Genomic DNA, 17553 nt, shown 5'->3' on the forward strand with positions numbered 1-17553 from the left:
TGTCCCAAAAGTCACATTCAACAATCAGATTCCTAAAAGATAAGGCCTATGGTTCCAATCGATCAATCCTCCTGTCCTCCTTCTCCAAGGAGGAATTCTTAGATTACTATCTCTGCCATAAAATCCCTCTTGGAGAAGAGGGATTTAGGGAGATTGATATACCTTAATTATTTAGGCTCCAATTTCCTCGATTCAAATTTTTAAGACAGTCTCATATTTTCCGAGCCCTGTTATAACTTTCCTTTTATACCAAATGTACGCTACATTGTAATCGCAAAACATCGAAGCTCTTCCTCAAATTTTTACACGCATTTGGCCTTCACTTTTTGTAGGTTTAAGACTTGATTTTATATGTAACTTAAGCGTAAGAAAAGCTCTACATGTCTGACAATTACCGCGCACTTACTCGCACATACCGACCGACCTCATTCGATGATATTGTTTCGCAGAAGCATGTAAGCAATACGCTTAAAAATGCCATCAAACAGAACCGACTGGCCCATGCTTATATGTTTTGCGGTCCCCGGGGCGTTGGCAAAACAACCATGGCTCGGGTACTGGCACGGACCGTAAATGAAATCGGTCAACAGGTAGATGGTGAATCGCTCAATAAGACGTTGAACGTTGTTGAGATTGATGCTGCTTCCAATAACAGCGTGGATGACATCCGTGATCTCCGGGAACGGGTTCGCATTCCGCCTCAGAATGGCCGCTACAAGGTGTACATCATTGATGAGGTGCATATGCTCAGTAAGTCGGCCTTCAACGCCCTGTTGAAGACGCTGGAAGAGCCCCCCGACCACATTATCTTTATTTTTGCGACTACGGAACCACACAAAGTGTTGCCGACAATTCTTTCGCGCGTGCAACGGTTCGATTTTAAGCGCATCGGCATCGATAATATTGTAGAGCACCTCAGCAAAGTCGCCGATGATGAAGGCATTAATATCGACAATGAGTCGTTGCATGTAATTGCTAAAAAAGCCGATGGAGCCCTCCGGGATGCTCTCGGCCTGCTGGACCAGGCAATTTCGTTCTGTGGAGATGACATCCAGCATGAGGAGTTGCTGCGTGCCCTGAATGTGGTAAGCACCGAGCGGATGTTTGATTTCATGAAGGCTGTAGAACAGCAGGATGCCAGCCAAGGACTGGAGCTGATCAATGACTTGCTCCACGAAGGCTATGACATCCAGGAATACCTGGTGGGCCTTACCGAACATATTCGCAATCTCTACGTAGCCCAGAAATCCGATAAGATGCACCTGGTGGAAGCCTCACCGGATACGAAAAGACGATACAAAGAAGCTGCTACAGCTTTTTCAGAGGATGACCTGATGCGTATGCTTCACTTAGTGAGTGAAGCCCAGTATAAAATCAGAGATGCTCACCAACCCAAAATCCAGTTCGAAATTACGCTGCTGAAGCTCATTCATATGGAACGCAGCCAAAAACTCGATACGCTGGTCAATGAGCTGCAGCAGTTAAAAAAAAAGCTCAGTAGTCACGACGAGCTGACCATTGAAGCAGAGCCTGTAGAAGGAGAATCCTCTTCTGAGGCTCCACCTTCTACCAACGGTACATCATCTTCACAGAGCCATCCAACAGAAGAAACCAAAGCTGCGGAAAAGCCTGAACCAACGGCCCAAGAAGAACCGGACCCTGAGCCTGAAGCTCCACAGCCTGTTGATATTGAAAGTAATGGCCAGGCTCCCAAAGTTCAGGAAGAAGTTGGGCAGACGGAAGAGCAACCACAAGAGGACACTCAGCCTGATGTTTCCGAAGCGGGTAACACTCCAGCACCTCCGCCCCAGGATGCGCCTGCTACAAATGAGACACAACAGGAAGAAGAAAGCTTTGACCAGATCTTCGACGGCGCTTCTTTGGGAAATCGATCATCTTCGGGCAGTACCTCAGCGGCCGTATCACAAACAGAAACCGCCGTTGAAGAAGCACCAAAGCGAGCGCCCAAAGATGTCACACTTGATGAAATAAATGAACATTGGGAAGCTTTCATTGGCGATCTCAGGAAAGAAGTTCCACAAATGCTCTACTTCCAGATGCAGCGCGTAAAGCCTGTGAAACTCCAAAATGGAGACTTATTGCTGCGCTGCAATGATGATTTTGCTAAAAAAATTGTGGAAGAAAATAAACGACAGCTGGGTAAAATATTAGCCCAACAGGTAGATGCATTTTTGAATATTGACTGCAAGGTGCACAAAACCGAAAAAGATCCCGAAAAATCGATGAGTCCATACGAGCGATTCAAAAAGTTACAGGAACGGGATCCCACCATAAAAACACTGGTTGAGCTTTTTGGTGCCGAACTCGATTACAACTTAAATCAATAACGAACAGAATGAACGGAAGGGTATTTCCGTTTAATGAATACGAATTTAAACTCAAAACAGCATATTCTTATGAATAACATGGCAGATATGTTCGGGAAGTTTTCCGAACTTCAATCAAAAGTAGAAGAAGCAAAGCAAGAGCTCTCCAAGTTAGAAGTAGAAGCCGAAGCTGGTGGCGGCATGGTGAAAGTGAAAGCCAACGGTGACCGAAAAATCCTGAGCATTGAACTGGATAAGGATGTCATCGACCCTGAAGATGCCGAAATGCTTGAAGATCTCGTAGTTGCAGGAGTTAACAAAGCGCTGGATAAAGCCGAAGAAGCAGCCCAGGAGCGCATGCAGGATACGTACAAAGACATGATTCCCGGCGGCGGCATCCCAGGAATGGATCTAAGCAAATTGGGACTTTAATCAATTGTTGAATGATGAATGTTGGATTTACGATTCATTCATCATTCAAAATTCATAATTCAACATTCATAAATGGAAGGTACGTCTGAAATACTTGAGCAGGCTATCGAGCAGTTAGCCAAATTACCCGGGACCGGCCGAAAGTCGGCTCGCCGCATTGCTCTTTATCTGCTCAAACAAAATGAAGAATCCGTCGTTAAGCTCGCCGATGCCCTGGTAAGTCTTAAACAGTCTATTACCCGCTGTTCTTCCTGTGGCGTCATCAGCGATGGCGATCCCTGTTCCATTTGCAGCAATGTCAAACGCGAGACGGGCAAGATCTGCGTAGTTGAAGAATCCCAGGATGTCTTCCTGATTGAAAAAACCAACGAATTTCGGGGACGATATCACGTACTGGGTGGGGTTATCTCTCCACTGGATAACATCGGTCCTGACGATATCCGTATAAAATCCTTAATGCATCGAATCAATGATGAGGATGAATCTATCGACGAAATTATCCTTGCCTTAAATCCGGATTCCGAAGGTGAGGCTACCGCCTATTACATTAACAAGCTGCTGAAGCCTTACGAGGAAATTGAGGTTACCCGCATTGCTTATGGCATTCCCATGGGAACTGAACTCGAATTTATCGATGAAGCAACCCTTAGCCGCGCTTTTGCCAGCCGGAATACTTTTTAAAAATTGAAAACTCTACGCTGAGCATTAGGAATTATCATCTTATTTCCTAATGCTTGGGTTTAATTCCTAATTAATTTATCATCTATGAAGATTAAAGCCACGATTCTCTGTATCCTCTTCTTATCTGTTGCACTAACCGGCTACAGCCAGGGCAAGGACTACTGGCAACAAGAAGCTGAGTATAAAATGGATATTGACGTAGATGCAGAAGCCCATCAGTTTTCAGGAACCCAGGAACTCACCTACCATAATAATTCCCCGGATACCCTTCGGCGTGTGTTTTATCACCTGTACTTTAATGCTTTTCAGCCCGGCAGCATGATGGACGTCCGCTCCCGAACCATAGAAGATCCCGACAGCCGGGTTGGTGACCGCATCTCCAAACTTCCCAAAGATGAAATCGGCTATCATCATATCAACAGCCTAACCCAGGATGGTGAAGTGGTAGACTATACGGTGGATGGCACGATACTGGAAGTAACGCTTGACCAGCCTATTCTTCCCGGTGAGGAAACGACTTTCAATATGGCATTTGAAAGCCAGGTTCCACGACAAATTCGTCGTTCAGGATGGGCCAACAAGGAAGGTGTGGAGTTTTCGATGAGTCAGTGGTATCCAAAACTCTCGGAGTATGATAACGATGGCTGGCATCCGAATCCTTATATCGGGCGCGAATTTCACGGCGTGTGGGGTAGTTTTGATGTAAAGATTTCTATTGACAGTTCCTACGTGATGGGCGCCACCGGCCATTTGCAGAATGCCGATGAAATTGGTCATGGCTACGCAGAAGAGTATGAACGCCCCGACGATGGCAAACTTACCTGGCACTGGCAGGCCGACAAGGTACACGATTTTATGTGGGGCGCCGATCCTGATTTTACCCACACTACGGCCCAGGTACCAAACGGACCCAAACTGCACTTCCTTTATCAACAGGATACGGTAGCGGTGAATGCCGATCGATATTCACAGCAGCAATTGACCCAAAACTGGGAACAGCTGCCCGAATACACGGTTAAGGCGTTCCAGTTTATGAGCGAAAACTTCGGGAAGTATCCCTATGATAAGTTTACGGTTATCCAGGGTGGAGACGGCGGCATGGAGTATCCCATGGGAACGCTGATTACCGGAAACCGTTCGCTGGGCAGCCTGGTAGGTGTGACGGTTCACGAATTTGTTCATATGTGGTACTATGGCGTACTTGCCACGAATGAAAGCCGCTATCCCTGGATGGACGAAGGCTTCACTACCTACACTTCAGCACTAACGATGGATCACCTGTTCAATAATGGTCAGAGTGAAAACCCTCACGAAGGATCCTACAGCAGATATTTGGGGATGCAACGGGCTGAACGTTTCGAAGCCCTCGATACGCATGCAGATCATTACGAAACGAATGCAGCTTATGGTGCCGCTTCTTACTCCACCGGATCGGTATTCTTAAATCAGCTCCGTTATATCGTTGGTACCGAAGCCTTTAACAAAGGGATGAAGCGCTACTTTCATACCTGGAAATTCAAGCATCCGGATGGTCGCGATTTCCTGCGGACAATGGAAAAAGAATCGGATATGGTGCTTGACTGGTATTACCAATACTTTATTGAGACAACAAAGACCATCGATTACGGCATTAGCTCCGTGCTGTCCAACGGCAATGAGACCTTTGTAACGCTCGAACGCCACGACCTCACGCCCATGCCCATCGACTTGATGGTAACTTATGAGGATGGTAGCCAAGAGCTCTTTTACATCCCGCTTCGCATTATGCGGAACGAAAAAATGGCTGAATCCGACACGCCCCGTACGGTCAAGGCAGACTGGCCCTGGGTGAATCCCACTTACACACTGGGCATTGATGGGGCTGCCTCCCAGATTAAAACTATTGAGATTGACCCATCCATGCGGTTAGCCGATATCAACCGGGAAAATAATGTTATCAACATGGAAGAACGTATGAACGTGGCCGAATAGCTTCCATACCCGCATATTTTAGACTCAAAAAAAGCCTCGCAGAAGTTATGCGGGGCTTTTCTTTTTGATATACGCTCTTGTTCGATAGCTGGTAAAATAAGGAAAAAAGTAGCATATTAGTTATTCATAAAAGAGAATTTTACTGTTTTTCAGATGGAAATGGTTTTTACACCCAAAGGGCGACTTTCCACGTATGTGAGGATGATGTGGCTCAATGATGGATATACTCCGTCCAGTTCCAAAGAACGCGTTCTTCCATCGACGGCCTGTCAACTTATCATCAATCTTGCGGGTGCTCCATTCCGTCATTTTGATAAAAGCAATCCTGACAAGGAGTATTGTTACGATTCCGCCGTTCTTACGGGCATCCGCTCTCACCATATCTTCCTGGATTCGTATTCACGGATTTCAACAATCGGTGTAATCTTTAGAACCGGGGCTATACCCGCCTTGTTTGGTATTCCTGCGTATGAGTTGCATAATCAAGTAGTGTCGTTAAAAAATGTGCTCAATACAGAAACGAGCAGGCTATTGGGAACGCTGGAAGAGGCCGCCGATCCAAACCAAAAGATTCGCATTGTTGCCAACTTTTTAATGGACTTGCTGGATAAAGACGTTAAACCTAATCCGGCGATTCAGCACTCCGTTCATCTGATCAGCAAGACTCATGGCACAACTCCCATTGCAGAAATTCGGGATCACATTGGATATAGCCGCCGGCATTTTTCCCACCTTTTCAAAAAACTAATCGGCCTTACGCCCAAGCAGTACGCCCGGCTATCTCGCTTTCAGCATGCCCTTGATATAATCCATCAGTGTAATATTTCGGACTGGACTCGCTTCGCTCTTGGGCTGGGTTATTACGACCAATCGCACTTTATCCATGATTTTCAGTCTTTTTCCGACCTCTCTCCGGACGAATATCGACGTTATAAGCCTAAACAAAAGAATCATATCCCGATGTAGGGTAGCAATATCACATTTTTACAATACTCTTTGGTGTCGGTATGTTATTCTGAGTATACAATCACAGAATAATAGCAAATAAGAAGATAAAGTAATGTCGATCCGAAGAATTGTACCCAATACTGCCTCCGATCATCCGGCCCAAAACAAAGAGTTCTATACTTCATTTCTCGGCCTGGATATCGCGATGAAAAGAGAAGAAATCATCATCTTTGCTGAGCCGGGGAGTCCAACAACCCAGATTAGCTTAATCCGTCCCCAAACCGATATTCCTCATCCGGATGTAAGTATAGAGGTGGACAATGTGGATGCTATGTTTGAACGTGCGGTAAACCAAGGCCGAGAAGTGATCTATCCCATAACCGATGAACCATGGGGTGTTCGTCGCTTTTTTGTAGAGGATCCGAATGGAACTGTTATTAATATTTTGAGCCATTTATAAAAATGAACAAAGTGTTTTGAGTATGTGCGAAGGAAAAACCAATATCGATCCAAATGATTAAGTAAATAAATGGGATCCGGTAATCATGGGAAAAACAATTTGAAAATACCAGGGATTCAAAGCAAAGAAGAAGTAATAGTTTTAACCAGAACAATATCTTCGATTCCCCGGTGACTTTTTTTGTGCGTTTTTTTGTCATTAAAAAAAATGCACAAATCAATAATGATAAAATTAACATAACTCACAATTTGCTATGAACAACCCAGCTATGAGATATATCGTCAATAATGTGGATGAAGCCATCAAATTCTATACCCAACTGCTGGGCTTTGAGGTACAAATGCATCCCGCACCGGGTTTTGCAGCGCTTAGCAAGGATGGTCTTAGACTACTGCTCAATCAGCCGGGAGCTGGTGGGGCAGGCCGTGATATGCCCGATGGACAGTCGCCGGAGCCCGGGGGCTGGAACCGAATACAGCTGTCGGTTGATGATTTGGAAGCATTATGTTCGAAGCTAAAGTCGGAGGGCGCTACTTTTCGAAATGAAATCGTCGAAGGGAAAGGGGGAAAGCAGGTATTATTGCAAGATCCCTCGGGTAACTTGGTCGAACTCTTTGAGGCCGTCGTTCAATAAAGTGAGTTACGAAGTTGTTCAGTCCTGTATCTACCACACAGGCTAATCTATCTAAATAGCCCTGTTTCATAAGCAGCCTCAGATCAGTATATTTGTTTTTGCAATAGACGATTGAACAAGCAAGAGCAGATATGGACAATATTAAGGTTATCGCTTTTGATGCAGATGATACCCTGTGGGCTAATGAGCCTATCTTCCAGAGTGCAGAAGAGCAGTGCAAACAACTTTTGGAAGAATATGTGGAGCCCAAGGTGCTATCAGAGAAGCTCTATGAAACCGAAATTAAAAACCTTAACCTGTTTGGTTATGGTATCAAGGGATTTACGTTATCGCTCATTGAGACGGCCATAGAGCTATCCGGTGACAAGGTGAACGGCGAAGAAATTCAAAAAATTATTGATCTCGGCAAAGAGATGATTCAACACCCGGTAGAACTGTTGCCGGGCGTTGAAGAAACGTTGAAAACACTGGAAGAAGACTATACCCTGATGATCCTGACCAAAGGCGATCTTTTCGACCAGGAGAGCAAGATTGCCCGCTCGGGACTGGATCCACATTTCCGGTGGATAGAAATAGTCAGTGAAAAAAATGAATCGGTCTACAACCAAATTCTCAGACGCTATGACCTCCATCCCTCTGAATTCCTGATGGTGGGCAACTCCCTTAAATCAGATGTTTTACCGGTCAAAGGGGTCGGGGCACACGCTATCCATATTCCCTTTCATGTAACGTGGGACCACGAGTCGGTGGACCTTTCCGAGACCGAGTCCAACGGTTACCACCAGCTGGATGACATTTCACTCGTTCCGAAATTTATAAAGTCAGAAAGTTAGTATGGAAGTGGATGAGGGAATTAAACGGAATGCCGTACTTTGTGTATTAGCTTGCGATCAACAGTATTTGCTACTAAAACGATTCCGAAATCCCAACAAAGGACTATTTACCCCCATCGGCGGTAAGTTGGATCCCCATGAAAATCCCCGGCAGGCCGCCATCCGGGAAACCTACGAAGAGACCGGCATCGAACTGGTTGATCTGACCTACTGCGGTACGCTGGTCGAGACCTCACCCACTGACTACAACTGGAACAGCTATGTGTATACCTCCGAAATTAGCTTCCGGGAACCCCCTGATTGTGATGAAGGCATACTGCATTGGATTAGCCGTGGGGAACTTACGGAGATACCCACACCGGTAACAGATCGGTATATCTACCAGTTTATAGCGGATGACCGTCCGTTTATGCTTAATGCTGATTACGATGAGAACCTGCAGATGCTGTCGCTACGTGAAGAAATTCAAACCGAACTTCTAATCAGCAATAGTTTATAAAGAGGTTTCGCAAAACCACCTCATCTTGTCATTCTGGACTCGTTTCAGAATCTCATTTACCTATGACAGCCTTCCAAAGGAGATCCTGAATCCCGAATTCTCGGGAAGATGACAAGTCAAGCTTTGCAAAGCCTTCGTCAATTATCTCTTGAAGCTTATGCGGTTTTTGTTAATTTGCTACCAGTTGCTGAACCATGACTGCAACCCGCAAACCCTTTTATGGCTGTAACCTACACTACCATACCGCCACCGGATCATTTGTCAACCTACGTACGGTTCTTCTGGATTTTAGAGAGTAATGGACCCTATGTTCATCGCCAGTTGGCGGATATCTCCCCTGAGCTTATATTCCACTACAAAGGTAAGTTTGACAAAATTGGACCTGAAGGAGCACGAACGCCCAGCTTCCGTTCTGGCATACACGGACAATCCAATACTATAAGTCGCTTTACCATTGACCGGGAGTTTGGGATCTTCGGAGTATATTTGTATCCCTATGCCATACCGCCGCTGCTACAGATGGAGAGCACGGAAATTATCGGCCGGATGCCAGACTTATCGACGTTATGGAGTAAAGAAGGCTCCCTTCTGGAAGAACAAATGTGCACGGCTGCCGACAATCAGCAGCGACTTCAGATTATTACCGATTTTTTGAGTCAGAAGCTTCTAAACAGGGAGAATAACCATCCTGCCATATTTAACTCCGTACAATATATTCTTAAAACCAAAGGAATCCTCACGGTGGAAACATTAGCCTCTAAGTGCGGACTTTCCCAACGACAGTTTGGCCGGTTATTTAAGCAGTATACAGGCTTCACTCCTAAGCTTTTTTCAAGGATCACCCGATTCCATGCGGCCACTAAGCGTTATGAAAACGGTTATAACCAGTCGCTTACTGAAGTAGCTTTGGATTGCGGGTATTACGATCAGTCCCATTTTATACAGGACTTTAAAACATTTGCGGGCTGCCTGCCCAGCGTCTTCTTTTCCGGAGAAGCTGAGGGCACGGAATGGCGCGATGCATAAGAAATGTCGGATTTTTACAATTGTGTTACTTCCCTATGGGACATTTTTTACCAAACGAAACGCTAAAAAAACTCAACGTTATGGCCAGCAAAAACCAAAATCCTGAATATTATCGCACGGTTATGCCTTACCTGATACTAGAAAATGCGGAGGCATTCTTAGATTTCACACAAACGGTATTTGATGCAGAAATAAAAATGAAGCATGAAGATGAGAAAGGGCTCAGGCATGCCGAAATCGTGATGGGCGACAGCACCATTATGGTAGGGCAGAGTGGTGGTCCCTGGGATCCACAGCCGGCTGGGCTCTATATCAATGTATCCTCGGCTGATGATACCTACCAAAAAGCATTGGATGCAGGAGCTACTACGGTTATGGAGCTTTCCAACGAAAACTACGGCCGATCCGGTGGAGTGTTAGATCCTTTTGGAAATACCTGGTGGATCACCTCTGTGCAAGACTGAGCAGTTAACTAATTGATTAATAACCCTTTCTGGGGTTAAAATCGTGTCATACTATAAAATATAGAAGACTACGGTCAATCCTCCTGACCTTACCGACAGTAGTCGGTACAAGCTATTCTCCAAGGAAGAACTTGTTGCTGAGGAAGGGGTGCTGTATACTGCCAAAGGAGCAGCTACTGGAAGTCCTTCCCCGACAGTCGTCGGGACAGGCTTTGGCGAAGCGGGATTCAGGGAGATTGACTTACTTCAATAGGCTACTGTATATAAAGAAGCTAATCCTATTCTAACCCCTAAAAGCGTAAATTAAAATATTGAAGGGATAAATATTATGAATGATGCTAATAAAAAACCAATAGTTACTATTCATGAAGTGTTCATCTACTTATGTGTGGATGATCCCCAGGCAGCAATCGACTTTTACCGCACCGTATTTGGAGCTGAGGAGCAGTTTCGCCTGACGGAACCCAGTGGTAAGATAGGACATGCCGAGCTTAAGTTAGGTCCCGCAACTATTATGCTGGCTGGAGAGTATCCCGAATATGATATCCATAGTCCCAGGCACTATGGAGGTACCGGAGTTAGGATCCACCTGCATGTGGATGATGTGGACTCCCTGGCTCAACGCGCCGTTGACGCCGGGGCCGAGATGCTCCGGGAGCCGACCGATGAACCTCATGGCGAGCGTCAGTGCAAGCTGCGCGATCCCTTTGGCCACGAGTGGCTGCTGGGGCACTCCATCGAAGAGGTTTCTCCGGAAGAGATGCAGCGCCGCTTTACCGAATCCTTTCAAAATGTATGACCTCTTGTCTTTCAAAAGAGTGAGAAATTCCATTGCTTGCTCATGCAACTATATAATGAAAGTCCTCCACACACCATAAATACTTCTTTTAATATATTTAGTTGCACACATAAATAAATTGACCCTACTTCTTTTTTAATTCTTTCGGCCCACTATAAGGTAGAGCTTCTTTGTATTCGGGGTAAAAACACGTTGTTAAAGTTATTGGTGAATCATCATGCAGAGACTGACCCCATTTTTGAAAAGCGCGAGAACTGCGAACATCAATGACGCATGCCGAAAAGCTCATGGATACGTATCTACAATAGACAAAACCGCCGTTTAGAGCACGCTGTAACTATATACTGTTTATAGTTATAACTATGAACACCTTATACTTATAAGGGTAAGCACCTTATAGTTACAACTATCTACTCCTTATACTTATAACTATAAAAGGGCTATACACCTAAGGATTGACATATAGCCCTGATAGTTTATTTAATTGAGGGTTATGGTACAACAACGGTAGAGTTTAACCGTCCACTTCGTACCGATTTGGTATTTTGGAGTATCGTCCGCACTTCTACCGAATATTCCCCGCTGGGCAGGCTTTCGGGGATCATCACGATGAGGTTGGCAGGCTTGTTACGGATATAGGTATCCGAACGGGTAGAAGTGCCATCATCTGCAATAAAGAAGACGCCCTGGTCGGTAGCTTCCGGATCGACCTTTAGCAGGCGGCCCGTAATTTTAGCCACGCCCCCTGGTGTCAGGGTCTCGTTGGTGGTATCGCTGGCGACATCCTCAAAAAGCTTAAGTGCTGGTTCGGGACGGTCGGCCTCAATCTTCTCGACCTCGATATTCTGGGCGGCCCGTTTTACACGCGGCCCCGGATTCATGTTGAGCCGCACGTAATGGCGCGACTCATCATAGCGGTCAGTCAAATCATTAAACACGCCAGGCATAGAACCGGTTACCCGCATGATGGAGGTATTGACGCTGTCTCCGCCCTCAAGCACTTTTTCAATTGCAGCTTCGTATTCTTCAATCACCGAAAGGGCTTCAGCCTTGGTTACCGTTGATCCCCGGCTAATCATGAGATCAATGATATCTTCAATCTCGTGGCTCTCCTGATCCTGCACAATAGCCATATAATCATTAGGGTCTGTAGTTAAGTAGTTCGGATATAGAGCATATTTTAAGCTCATAGCTTTCTTGATTTAGTTAGTATTTAGCAGGGGACATTCTATGGTCTATTATAATCCCCATTATATAGTAGGACCGAAAAAGAGGGGAATCCTTACAAATTAATTTAAAAAAGGTCTATTTTTCCAAACAAAAAAGCCCTACATCGCCGGAGAGACGATACAGGGCTGTATTTAAAAAGTATTTTCAAGGAGCTACGGGGTGCGTTAGGCTATTGTTCAGAACCATCTGGCACCATAAAGGGCTCGATGTACATGGTTTGACCGTGGGGGCGTAGGTTCTGGATGCCATCCTTTATCTGTACTTCCTGAAGAACAGTAGGCGCTGCACGTCGTTTAGCCGGCTGGCCGGTGATAATGGCAATGGCACGGGCCAGCAGTGGCTCATCTGTATCACCAATAGCAGGTTTGTTAAGCAGATTCTCTAACGTAACTTCGGGAACGTTGTATTCACCGGTAGGATTGAAGGCATTGACCGTGATTGTGTTTCCATTATATTGAGTGGTGTATTCATAAGGATAGGTTTCTCCGTCAGCGTTAATAAACTGCAATACAATGGGTTGGATAGCTACTTTATGCTCTTCATTAGCTTCAGAGACATCTAAGTAGGGAACAGGGGAATCGGTAAGCAGTAAGGACCCCACATCTTTACCTGACGTCAGGGTCCCGATAACTTCTACATTAATATTATGGGCACGCAAGCCGTTCATTAGGGCTTCACTGGCCGAAGCGGTACCGGCAGAGGTTAACACATAGATGGTATTTAGGGACAGGTTGTTGATGGGCTCCGAGTTCATAAAGCCGCCTTGTGCATCCGTTTCAAACTCTCCATCGCTGTTTTGGAGGGGTACTTCGTCCAAAAAGTACACGCTTCGGTCCCGCTGTTGCGAGCGCTTTTGATTATAGGTAAACCGGGCAAATTCGTCGTTGCTGCCCAATCCAGAGACCAAGCTGGATAACAGCTGGCTGGTCAGAACGGAACCGCCGCCGTTGTACCGAAGGTCGAGCACCAGCTCATCAATATTTTCGCTTTTAAATTCCCCAAACACCTCATTAAGCCGCTGATGTGAATTCCCCTGGAAAGCGTTATACATCAAGTATCCAATTTGAACACCGGTGGTATCAATGACTTCATGGTGGTACACAGGATCTTCAATAACCTGCCTTGAAGCAATCGTAACGGTAGAATCTGTAGGAAAAGAGAGGCCCCCATTGCTGGTATCGATATGGGCCATCGTCAATTCATGCGCGTTATTATTTGTCAAGAGGTCAAGGTAGTTATTTACATTCAGGTCGGTGCCATCAACGGCGGTAAACAGGTCAAGACGTTTTAAACCTGCCTCATCAGCGGGAGAATCCGGAATAACATACCGGACGTAGCCAACCAAGTCTCCTGCTGCGGGGGTTGATTCATAGAAAAAGTTGTAATTAAAGCCCAAGGCTGCATACACGCCGTCGCGTTCATCCTGGTACTCTTCGTAATCGTCAATAAAAAAGGAAAAGCGGTCGTCTTGGTACAACAAATCTTCATAAAGTGCTTCAGCATCGCTGTAATCCAACAAATACTGGTTAAACTCAGCACTATCATCATCAAAGCTGTCATCAAGATCTGGCACATTGTCTTGCCAGTAGTACCAATAATTCATAGCATTCCAGACAAACTTTTTTTCGGCAGAGGCTTCTTCTCCCTGGTTGGGGTTGGGATCTGGATTTGTGTTGGTCGGAGAGTCGTCACCACAGCCCCAAATAAAGAAGACCATAAGTAAGGCGACCCATAAATAATGTGATTTTTTCATAATATCGATATTTTCTCTAACTGCCTTTGCCATTTAACGAATGATCGTGCATTTTTATTTAATACGATAGATAATAAGTCACAGATTTCAAATCAGTGTGCAAAATTTTTACTGATACTATACGTTTATCAATCTCGCTATGATAAAATAGTATACTTTATTTTAACTTCGTACCGTAGCACTTGTTCATTATAATAATCTCATAATCCTTGCTTCTATGAAAATAACTATAATTATGGCCCTTTCGTTTTTTTTATTGCAGGGATGTTCCTCATCAGAGAATATGACTGATGAAGAAAGCATGAAAGTAGTGTACGCAACCTATAAAAAATGGTCTGAACCCTCTCCTGTGGGATCAGATGTACCGGAAAGGGGAACAGATTTAACCCTGAGTGTTCAGCATTGGCCGGAGGAATATACGCCTCAATACATTATTTATGAAAAGCGACAGTCGCATGGCGCTGAGATCGCCAATAAGGCCGGGGTTACGGTGTTTATTGAGGCGCGTATTATGAAGACCTCGTCGGTAATCCAAGGGACGGCCGAGGCGGTGGACCTTTCTGATCGGCTGGTCTATACCAATGCGGAAGGCGATACCAGCTTTGTAGAAATTGAGGAATGGAACCGCGAAGAGTAACTTTTACCGCTTTTGTATCGACATTCCGAATGCACCTAACCAACAAGCTGGAAGGTGGTGATATTAAATTTCTACCTCAATTTTCTATCACCTTTTGCCGTGTCCCGTCCATACGGGGGCTTGACCCATCCGAAGGATCGGAACCAGCGATCTGGGCTCATAAAAACTCTCCCGAGTACTCGGGATAACTCCTCGGTGCTGACAGATTTCATTGTCGCTGATAACGGTTTCCAGTCAGCCCCCTCGTCATACAGAAATTCTTCCGGTGGTTCTTGTCCCTTTGAATCAAAATAAAACTTTCTTCTCCGGCCTAACGAATCATGGGCGGAGGCTCGAAGGATGATCTGGATCATTTCACACCGGTGCTATTTGGGAAACTGTTCCGTAATGGGAAGGACCATTGAAATGATCCCATCCGAGACCGGAGCGGGCCATGATTCTCCGCCGGTGAGTTTTTTGGTTACTTTTTTGCTCATTCAAAAAAGTAATAGAAGTGCGGCATTGTGTTAAAATAGAGCAATAGTTCTCTATCGTCTTTTGGCCGCCCTTAAACTAAAACAAGTTGCCCTGTTCATCGCCGCCGACGACCGGAATGGACAGATCCGTACCCACTTCTTCATTCATCTGTTGAATAAAATGGGCTGCCAATGCGGGTGACTTCTTTTCCTTATTCTGGTGCACAAAAAAGTGAATGTTTTTCAATCCCTGCTCATTCCATGCCTGTAGTCGTTGAGCCCACTCATCCAGGCGGGGTACATCGGTAGGATGGTTGGCACCCACATAGCGGATAAAGGCTTCGTTGTTGGTAAGGCGCATATGCAGCAAGTCGCGCCGGCCGGCGGTATCCACCAGCACATTGGCAATGTTATTTTCTTCCAGTAGACCGTACAATTCGTCGGCTACAATGTCATCATCAAACCAGTCGGGGTGGCGAAACTCTATCGCCAGCGGGATGCCTTCGGGCCAGTGCTCCAAAAACGACTGTACACGGTCAAAGAATTTGGGCTTAAAGTTACCGCGTAGCTGCAGGAAGATCGTGCCCAGCTTCTCTTTGAAATGCACAATGCTGTCAATAAAATTATCGGTAGCATCTTCGATGCCATTGAGCCACTTAAGGTGACTGATATATCGGTTTACTTTGGGAAAGAACTTAAAGTTTTCCGGTACCTTGTCGTGCCACTCTTTAATTTGATCAGCATCGAAGGTATTATAAAACGTGGCGTTGAGTTCTACAGAATTAAACTGCGAACCATAATAGGTAAGCTCATCGCCGGCTCCATCCGGATAAAAATTATTTAAATCCTTTTTGTTCCATTTGGCGCATCCCACATACAAATCAGGCGTTCCTTTTGATCCTTTGTCCGAAAGAACGGTTGCTGTTTCAGGATGGTCTACCGGAAGTGAATAATCAATGTTACCGGGGGTATCTGTGCTGCCAAATTTCATAACGGTGGATTAAGCAGGTTGGGGTTGATACAATTGAGCCAGAAAGTTATTTATATTTTTGATCATTTTCGAGTAGCAGATCGGTACCTAATATCCTGTGGAACGAAGATAAAGATACCACATCACCGGCTTTTAAAAGCGAAATATGGATACCAGTTAAAGAAAGTAACATGTTTAGCAGTTAAAAATCATCCTATATATGATGGAGGACCTGATTATATGATATAGTAGATCCGCAAATTTTTTAAAACTTTGCGGATTTTAATTCAACTCATATTAACATGTATAGCTGCTTTTGTATGCTTAAAAAAGTTCAACCCCCAGCGTTCCGCCGATCCACCAGCGTAACTCGTTGCTGCCCGATGAATGTTTGTAAATAGTGTAGGGCAGGTGTTGAGTAGATAACTCCTCATCGGTGATCAACAGGTTGACACTGGGACCAATAAACAGCCGTACATTCCGGGTGTAGGCGTGTACATAGTGCATCCGCCACTGGATGTGGTTGCTGGTTTCGGACGTCCATTTTCCGTCATAATTCAGGTGATAATTCATGATATCCGTTTCTAATCCCTTGCCTTTTTGATTAAAGGAATAGTGGTAACCGAGGCCGAGACCTACCTGCCACAGGTCATCGCCATAGAATGGATTATAGCCGATGCTGAGCACATTGTAGACTTCTTTGGTGCCGATCCGCATCCCACCGTTGACAAATCCGGTTTCGCTGCCCCATATGTCTACATCAAATCGCCCGTTCCTGACAAAGCTGAGAAGTCCGATCGGTGTTCCTCCATCATTTTCTCCCACGATGTTAATAATTCCGATCTGGGTTCCTTCCTGCCGGTTGGCAGTGTTGATGACACCGAATTGCGTTCCCATCTGGTTGTTTGCCACATTAATAGGGGCGAATGCCACACCTTTTATTTCACCTGCTACATTAAGTCCGCCGGCCATCAATAAACCGCGGGTATGCTTGCCTACAATATTGGCGGCACCGGCCAGTGATATTCCGCCTGTAAACGTATCCGAAATATTGAGTGCTCCTGACAGCAGTAGTCCCCTCGCCTGTTGTCCATTATAGTTAACAGCTCCCGACATCTGCAATCCGCTGATATCGTACCGGTTGCCGTTAAAAACAGATCCCAACTCAATGCCGTGGAACGCTCCGTTATAGCCTCCTATGATATTGAAGGAAATCCGGGAGGTAGAATACGAGTCAGAGGTACTTAATCCGGGTACAAAAGAGACCTGGAAGGTGCTTTCTTTGTCCGGCTTTTGATCGGTGGATTGAGCTACTGCGGAATAACAAAATCCGAAAATTATAAATAGTAGGGTGATGCTGTGCGAGATGAAAGTGCGAGCTGATTTCATAGCTTTATTAATTCTTCTCCTGAAAAATTGTTGATTGGAGTTTAT

Annotated in this window: 17 protein-coding genes and 1 pseudogene; 14 read left to right on the forward strand and 4 right to left on the reverse strand. The window is 45.3% G+C overall.

Annotation, left to right across the window (positions count from 1 at the left end; all coding sequences use genetic code 11):
* The first annotated feature begins 380 nt into the window (after positions 1–380).
* The 12 genes from dnaX to J6I44_RS01465 all read left to right on the forward strand — a co-directional run bounded on the left by dnaX (position 381) and on the right by J6I44_RS01465 (position 11074).
* Positions 381–2348, forward strand: coding sequence for a DNA polymerase III subunit gamma/tau (dnaX, locus tag J6I44_RS01410; RefSeq protein ID WP_265764150.1), 1968 nt, complete (start codon positions 381–383; stop codon positions 2346–2348).
* A gap of 69 nt (positions 2349–2417) precedes the next feature.
* Positions 2418–2759, forward strand: a complete 342-nt coding sequence (locus J6I44_RS01415) for a YbaB/EbfC family nucleoid-associated protein (protein WP_265764151.1) — start codon at positions 2418–2420, stop codon at positions 2757–2759.
* A gap of 72 nt (positions 2760–2831) precedes the next feature.
* The gene (gene recR, locus J6I44_RS01420) at positions 2832–3440 is read left to right on the forward strand and encodes a recombination mediator RecR (protein WP_265764152.1); all 609 of its coding nucleotides are present in this window, start codon (positions 2832–2834) and stop codon (positions 3438–3440) included.
* Positions 3441–3524: 84 nt separating this feature from the next.
* A complete protein-coding gene (locus tag J6I44_RS01425; protein WP_265764153.1) occupies positions 3525–5411 on the forward strand; it encodes a M1 family metallopeptidase in 1887 nt (628 codons plus the stop codon).
* Positions 5412–5564: 153 nt separating this feature from the next.
* Positions 5565–6377, forward strand: a complete 813-nt coding sequence (locus J6I44_RS01430; protein ID WP_265764154.1) for a helix-turn-helix domain-containing protein — start codon at positions 5565–5567, stop codon at positions 6375–6377.
* A gap of 94 nt (positions 6378–6471) precedes the next feature.
* Positions 6472–6819, forward strand: coding sequence for a VOC family protein (locus J6I44_RS01435; RefSeq protein WP_265764155.1), 348 nt, complete (start codon positions 6472–6474; stop codon positions 6817–6819).
* Between the two features lie 253 nt (positions 6820–7072).
* Positions 7073–7453, forward strand: a complete 381-nt coding sequence (locus J6I44_RS01440; protein ID WP_265764156.1) for a VOC family protein — start codon at positions 7073–7075, stop codon at positions 7451–7453.
* Positions 7454–7584: 131 nt separating this feature from the next.
* Positions 7585–8286 carry an HAD family hydrolase gene (locus tag J6I44_RS01445; protein ID WP_265764157.1) on the forward strand — a complete coding sequence of 234 codons (702 nt, stop codon included), beginning with the start codon at positions 7585–7587 and terminating at the stop codon, positions 8284–8286.
* A gap of 1 nt (position 8287) precedes the next feature.
* On the forward strand, positions 8288–8785 hold the full coding sequence (locus J6I44_RS01450) for an NUDIX hydrolase (RefSeq protein ID WP_265764158.1): 498 nt from the start codon (positions 8288–8290) through the stop codon (positions 8783–8785).
* A 219-nt stretch (positions 8786–9004) separates the two neighbouring features.
* Positions 9005–9811 carry a helix-turn-helix domain-containing protein gene (locus J6I44_RS01455; RefSeq protein WP_265764159.1) on the forward strand — a complete coding sequence of 269 codons (807 nt, stop codon included), beginning with the start codon at positions 9005–9007 and terminating at the stop codon, positions 9809–9811.
* 80 nt (positions 9812–9891) lie between these two features.
* Positions 9892–10275, forward strand: a complete 384-nt coding sequence (locus tag J6I44_RS01460; protein WP_265764160.1) for a VOC family protein — start codon at positions 9892–9894, stop codon at positions 10273–10275.
* Between the two features lie 328 nt (positions 10276–10603).
* Positions 10604–11074, forward strand: coding sequence for a VOC family protein (locus J6I44_RS01465; protein WP_265764161.1), 471 nt, complete (start codon positions 10604–10606; stop codon positions 11072–11074).
* A gap of 491 nt (positions 11075–11565) precedes the next feature.
* On the opposite strand, the gene J6I44_RS01470 is transcribed toward J6I44_RS01465, so the two are convergent.
* Positions 11566–12264, reverse strand: a complete 699-nt coding sequence (locus J6I44_RS01470) for a DNA-binding domain-containing protein (protein ID WP_265764162.1) — start codon at positions 12262–12264, stop codon at positions 11566–11568.
* Positions 12265–12473: 209 nt separating this feature from the next.
* Positions 12474–14057, reverse strand: a complete 1584-nt coding sequence (locus J6I44_RS01475) for a S41 family peptidase (protein ID WP_265764163.1) — start codon at positions 14055–14057, stop codon at positions 12474–12476.
* A gap of 217 nt (positions 14058–14274) precedes the next feature.
* Between J6I44_RS01475 and J6I44_RS01480 the strand changes: the two genes are divergently transcribed.
* A complete protein-coding gene (locus J6I44_RS01480; protein ID WP_265764164.1) occupies positions 14275–14694 on the forward strand; it encodes a hypothetical protein in 420 nt (139 codons plus the stop codon).
* Positions 14695–15246: 552 nt separating this feature from the next.
* Here J6I44_RS01480 and J6I44_RS01485 read toward each other — a convergent pair.
* A complete protein-coding gene (locus J6I44_RS01485; protein ID WP_265764165.1) occupies positions 15247–16140 on the reverse strand; it encodes a DUF72 domain-containing protein in 894 nt (297 codons plus the stop codon).
* Between the two features lie 86 nt (positions 16141–16226).
* On the opposite strand from J6I44_RS01485, the pseudogene J6I44_RS20740 reads away from it, so the two are divergent.
* Positions 16227–16325: pseudogene (locus tag J6I44_RS20740) on the forward strand (AraC family transcriptional regulator); the annotation flags it as partial.
* A gap of 118 nt (positions 16326–16443) precedes the next feature.
* On the opposite strand, the gene J6I44_RS01490 reads toward J6I44_RS20740, so the two are convergent.
* Positions 16444–17508, reverse strand: a complete 1065-nt coding sequence (locus J6I44_RS01490; RefSeq protein WP_265764166.1) for a hypothetical protein — start codon at positions 17506–17508, stop codon at positions 16444–16446.
* Positions 17509–17553: the final 45 nt, after the last annotated feature.

The sequence above is a fragment of the Fodinibius salsisoli genome, assembly GCF_026229185.1.
In the GTDB taxonomy this organism is placed as follows: Bacteria; Bacteroidota; Rhodothermia; order Balneolales; family Balneolaceae; genus Fodinibius; species Fodinibius salsisoli.

Coding starts and splice junctions, on each gene's coding strand:
- J6I44_RS01460 (WP_265764160.1), top strand. CDS start 9,892: ATGGCCAGCAAAAACCAAAATCCTGAATATTATCGCACGGTTATGCCT.
- J6I44_RS01430 (WP_265764154.1), top strand. CDS start 5,565: ATGGAAATGGTTTTTACACCCAAAGGGCGACTTTCCACGTATGTGAGG.
- J6I44_RS01490 (WP_265764166.1), bottom strand. CDS start 17,508: ATGAAATCAGCTCGCACTTTCATCTCGCACAGCATCACCCTACTATTT.
- J6I44_RS01440 (WP_265764156.1), top strand. CDS start 7,073: ATGAACAACCCAGCTATGAGATATATCGTCAATAATGTGGATGAAGCC.
- dnaX (WP_265764150.1), top strand. CDS start 381: ATGTCTGACAATTACCGCGCACTTACTCGCACATACCGACCGACCTCA.
- J6I44_RS01435 (WP_265764155.1), top strand. CDS start 6,472: ATGTCGATCCGAAGAATTGTACCCAATACTGCCTCCGATCATCCGGCC.
- J6I44_RS01475 (WP_265764163.1), bottom strand. CDS start 14,057: ATGAAAAAATCACATTATTTATGGGTCGCCTTACTTATGGTCTTCTTT.
- J6I44_RS01470 (WP_265764162.1), bottom strand. CDS start 12,264: ATGAGCTTAAAATATGCTCTATATCCGAACTACTTAACTACAGACCCT.
- recR (WP_265764152.1), top strand. CDS start 2,832: ATGGAAGGTACGTCTGAAATACTTGAGCAGGCTATCGAGCAGTTAGCC.
- J6I44_RS01480 (WP_265764164.1), top strand. CDS start 14,275: ATGAAAATAACTATAATTATGGCCCTTTCGTTTTTTTTATTGCAGGGA.
- J6I44_RS01450 (WP_265764158.1), top strand. CDS start 8,288: ATGGAAGTGGATGAGGGAATTAAACGGAATGCCGTACTTTGTGTATTA.
- J6I44_RS01485 (WP_265764165.1), bottom strand. CDS start 16,140: ATGAAATTTGGCAGCACAGATACCCCCGGTAACATTGATTATTCACTT.
- J6I44_RS01455 (WP_265764159.1), top strand. CDS start 9,005: ATGGCTGTAACCTACACTACCATACCGCCACCGGATCATTTGTCAACC.
- J6I44_RS01415 (WP_265764151.1), top strand. CDS start 2,418: ATGAATAACATGGCAGATATGTTCGGGAAGTTTTCCGAACTTCAATCA.
- J6I44_RS01425 (WP_265764153.1), top strand. CDS start 3,525: ATGAAGATTAAAGCCACGATTCTCTGTATCCTCTTCTTATCTGTTGCA.
- J6I44_RS01445 (WP_265764157.1), top strand. CDS start 7,585: ATGGACAATATTAAGGTTATCGCTTTTGATGCAGATGATACCCTGTGG.
- J6I44_RS01465 (WP_265764161.1), top strand. CDS start 10,604: ATGAATGATGCTAATAAAAAACCAATAGTTACTATTCATGAAGTGTTC.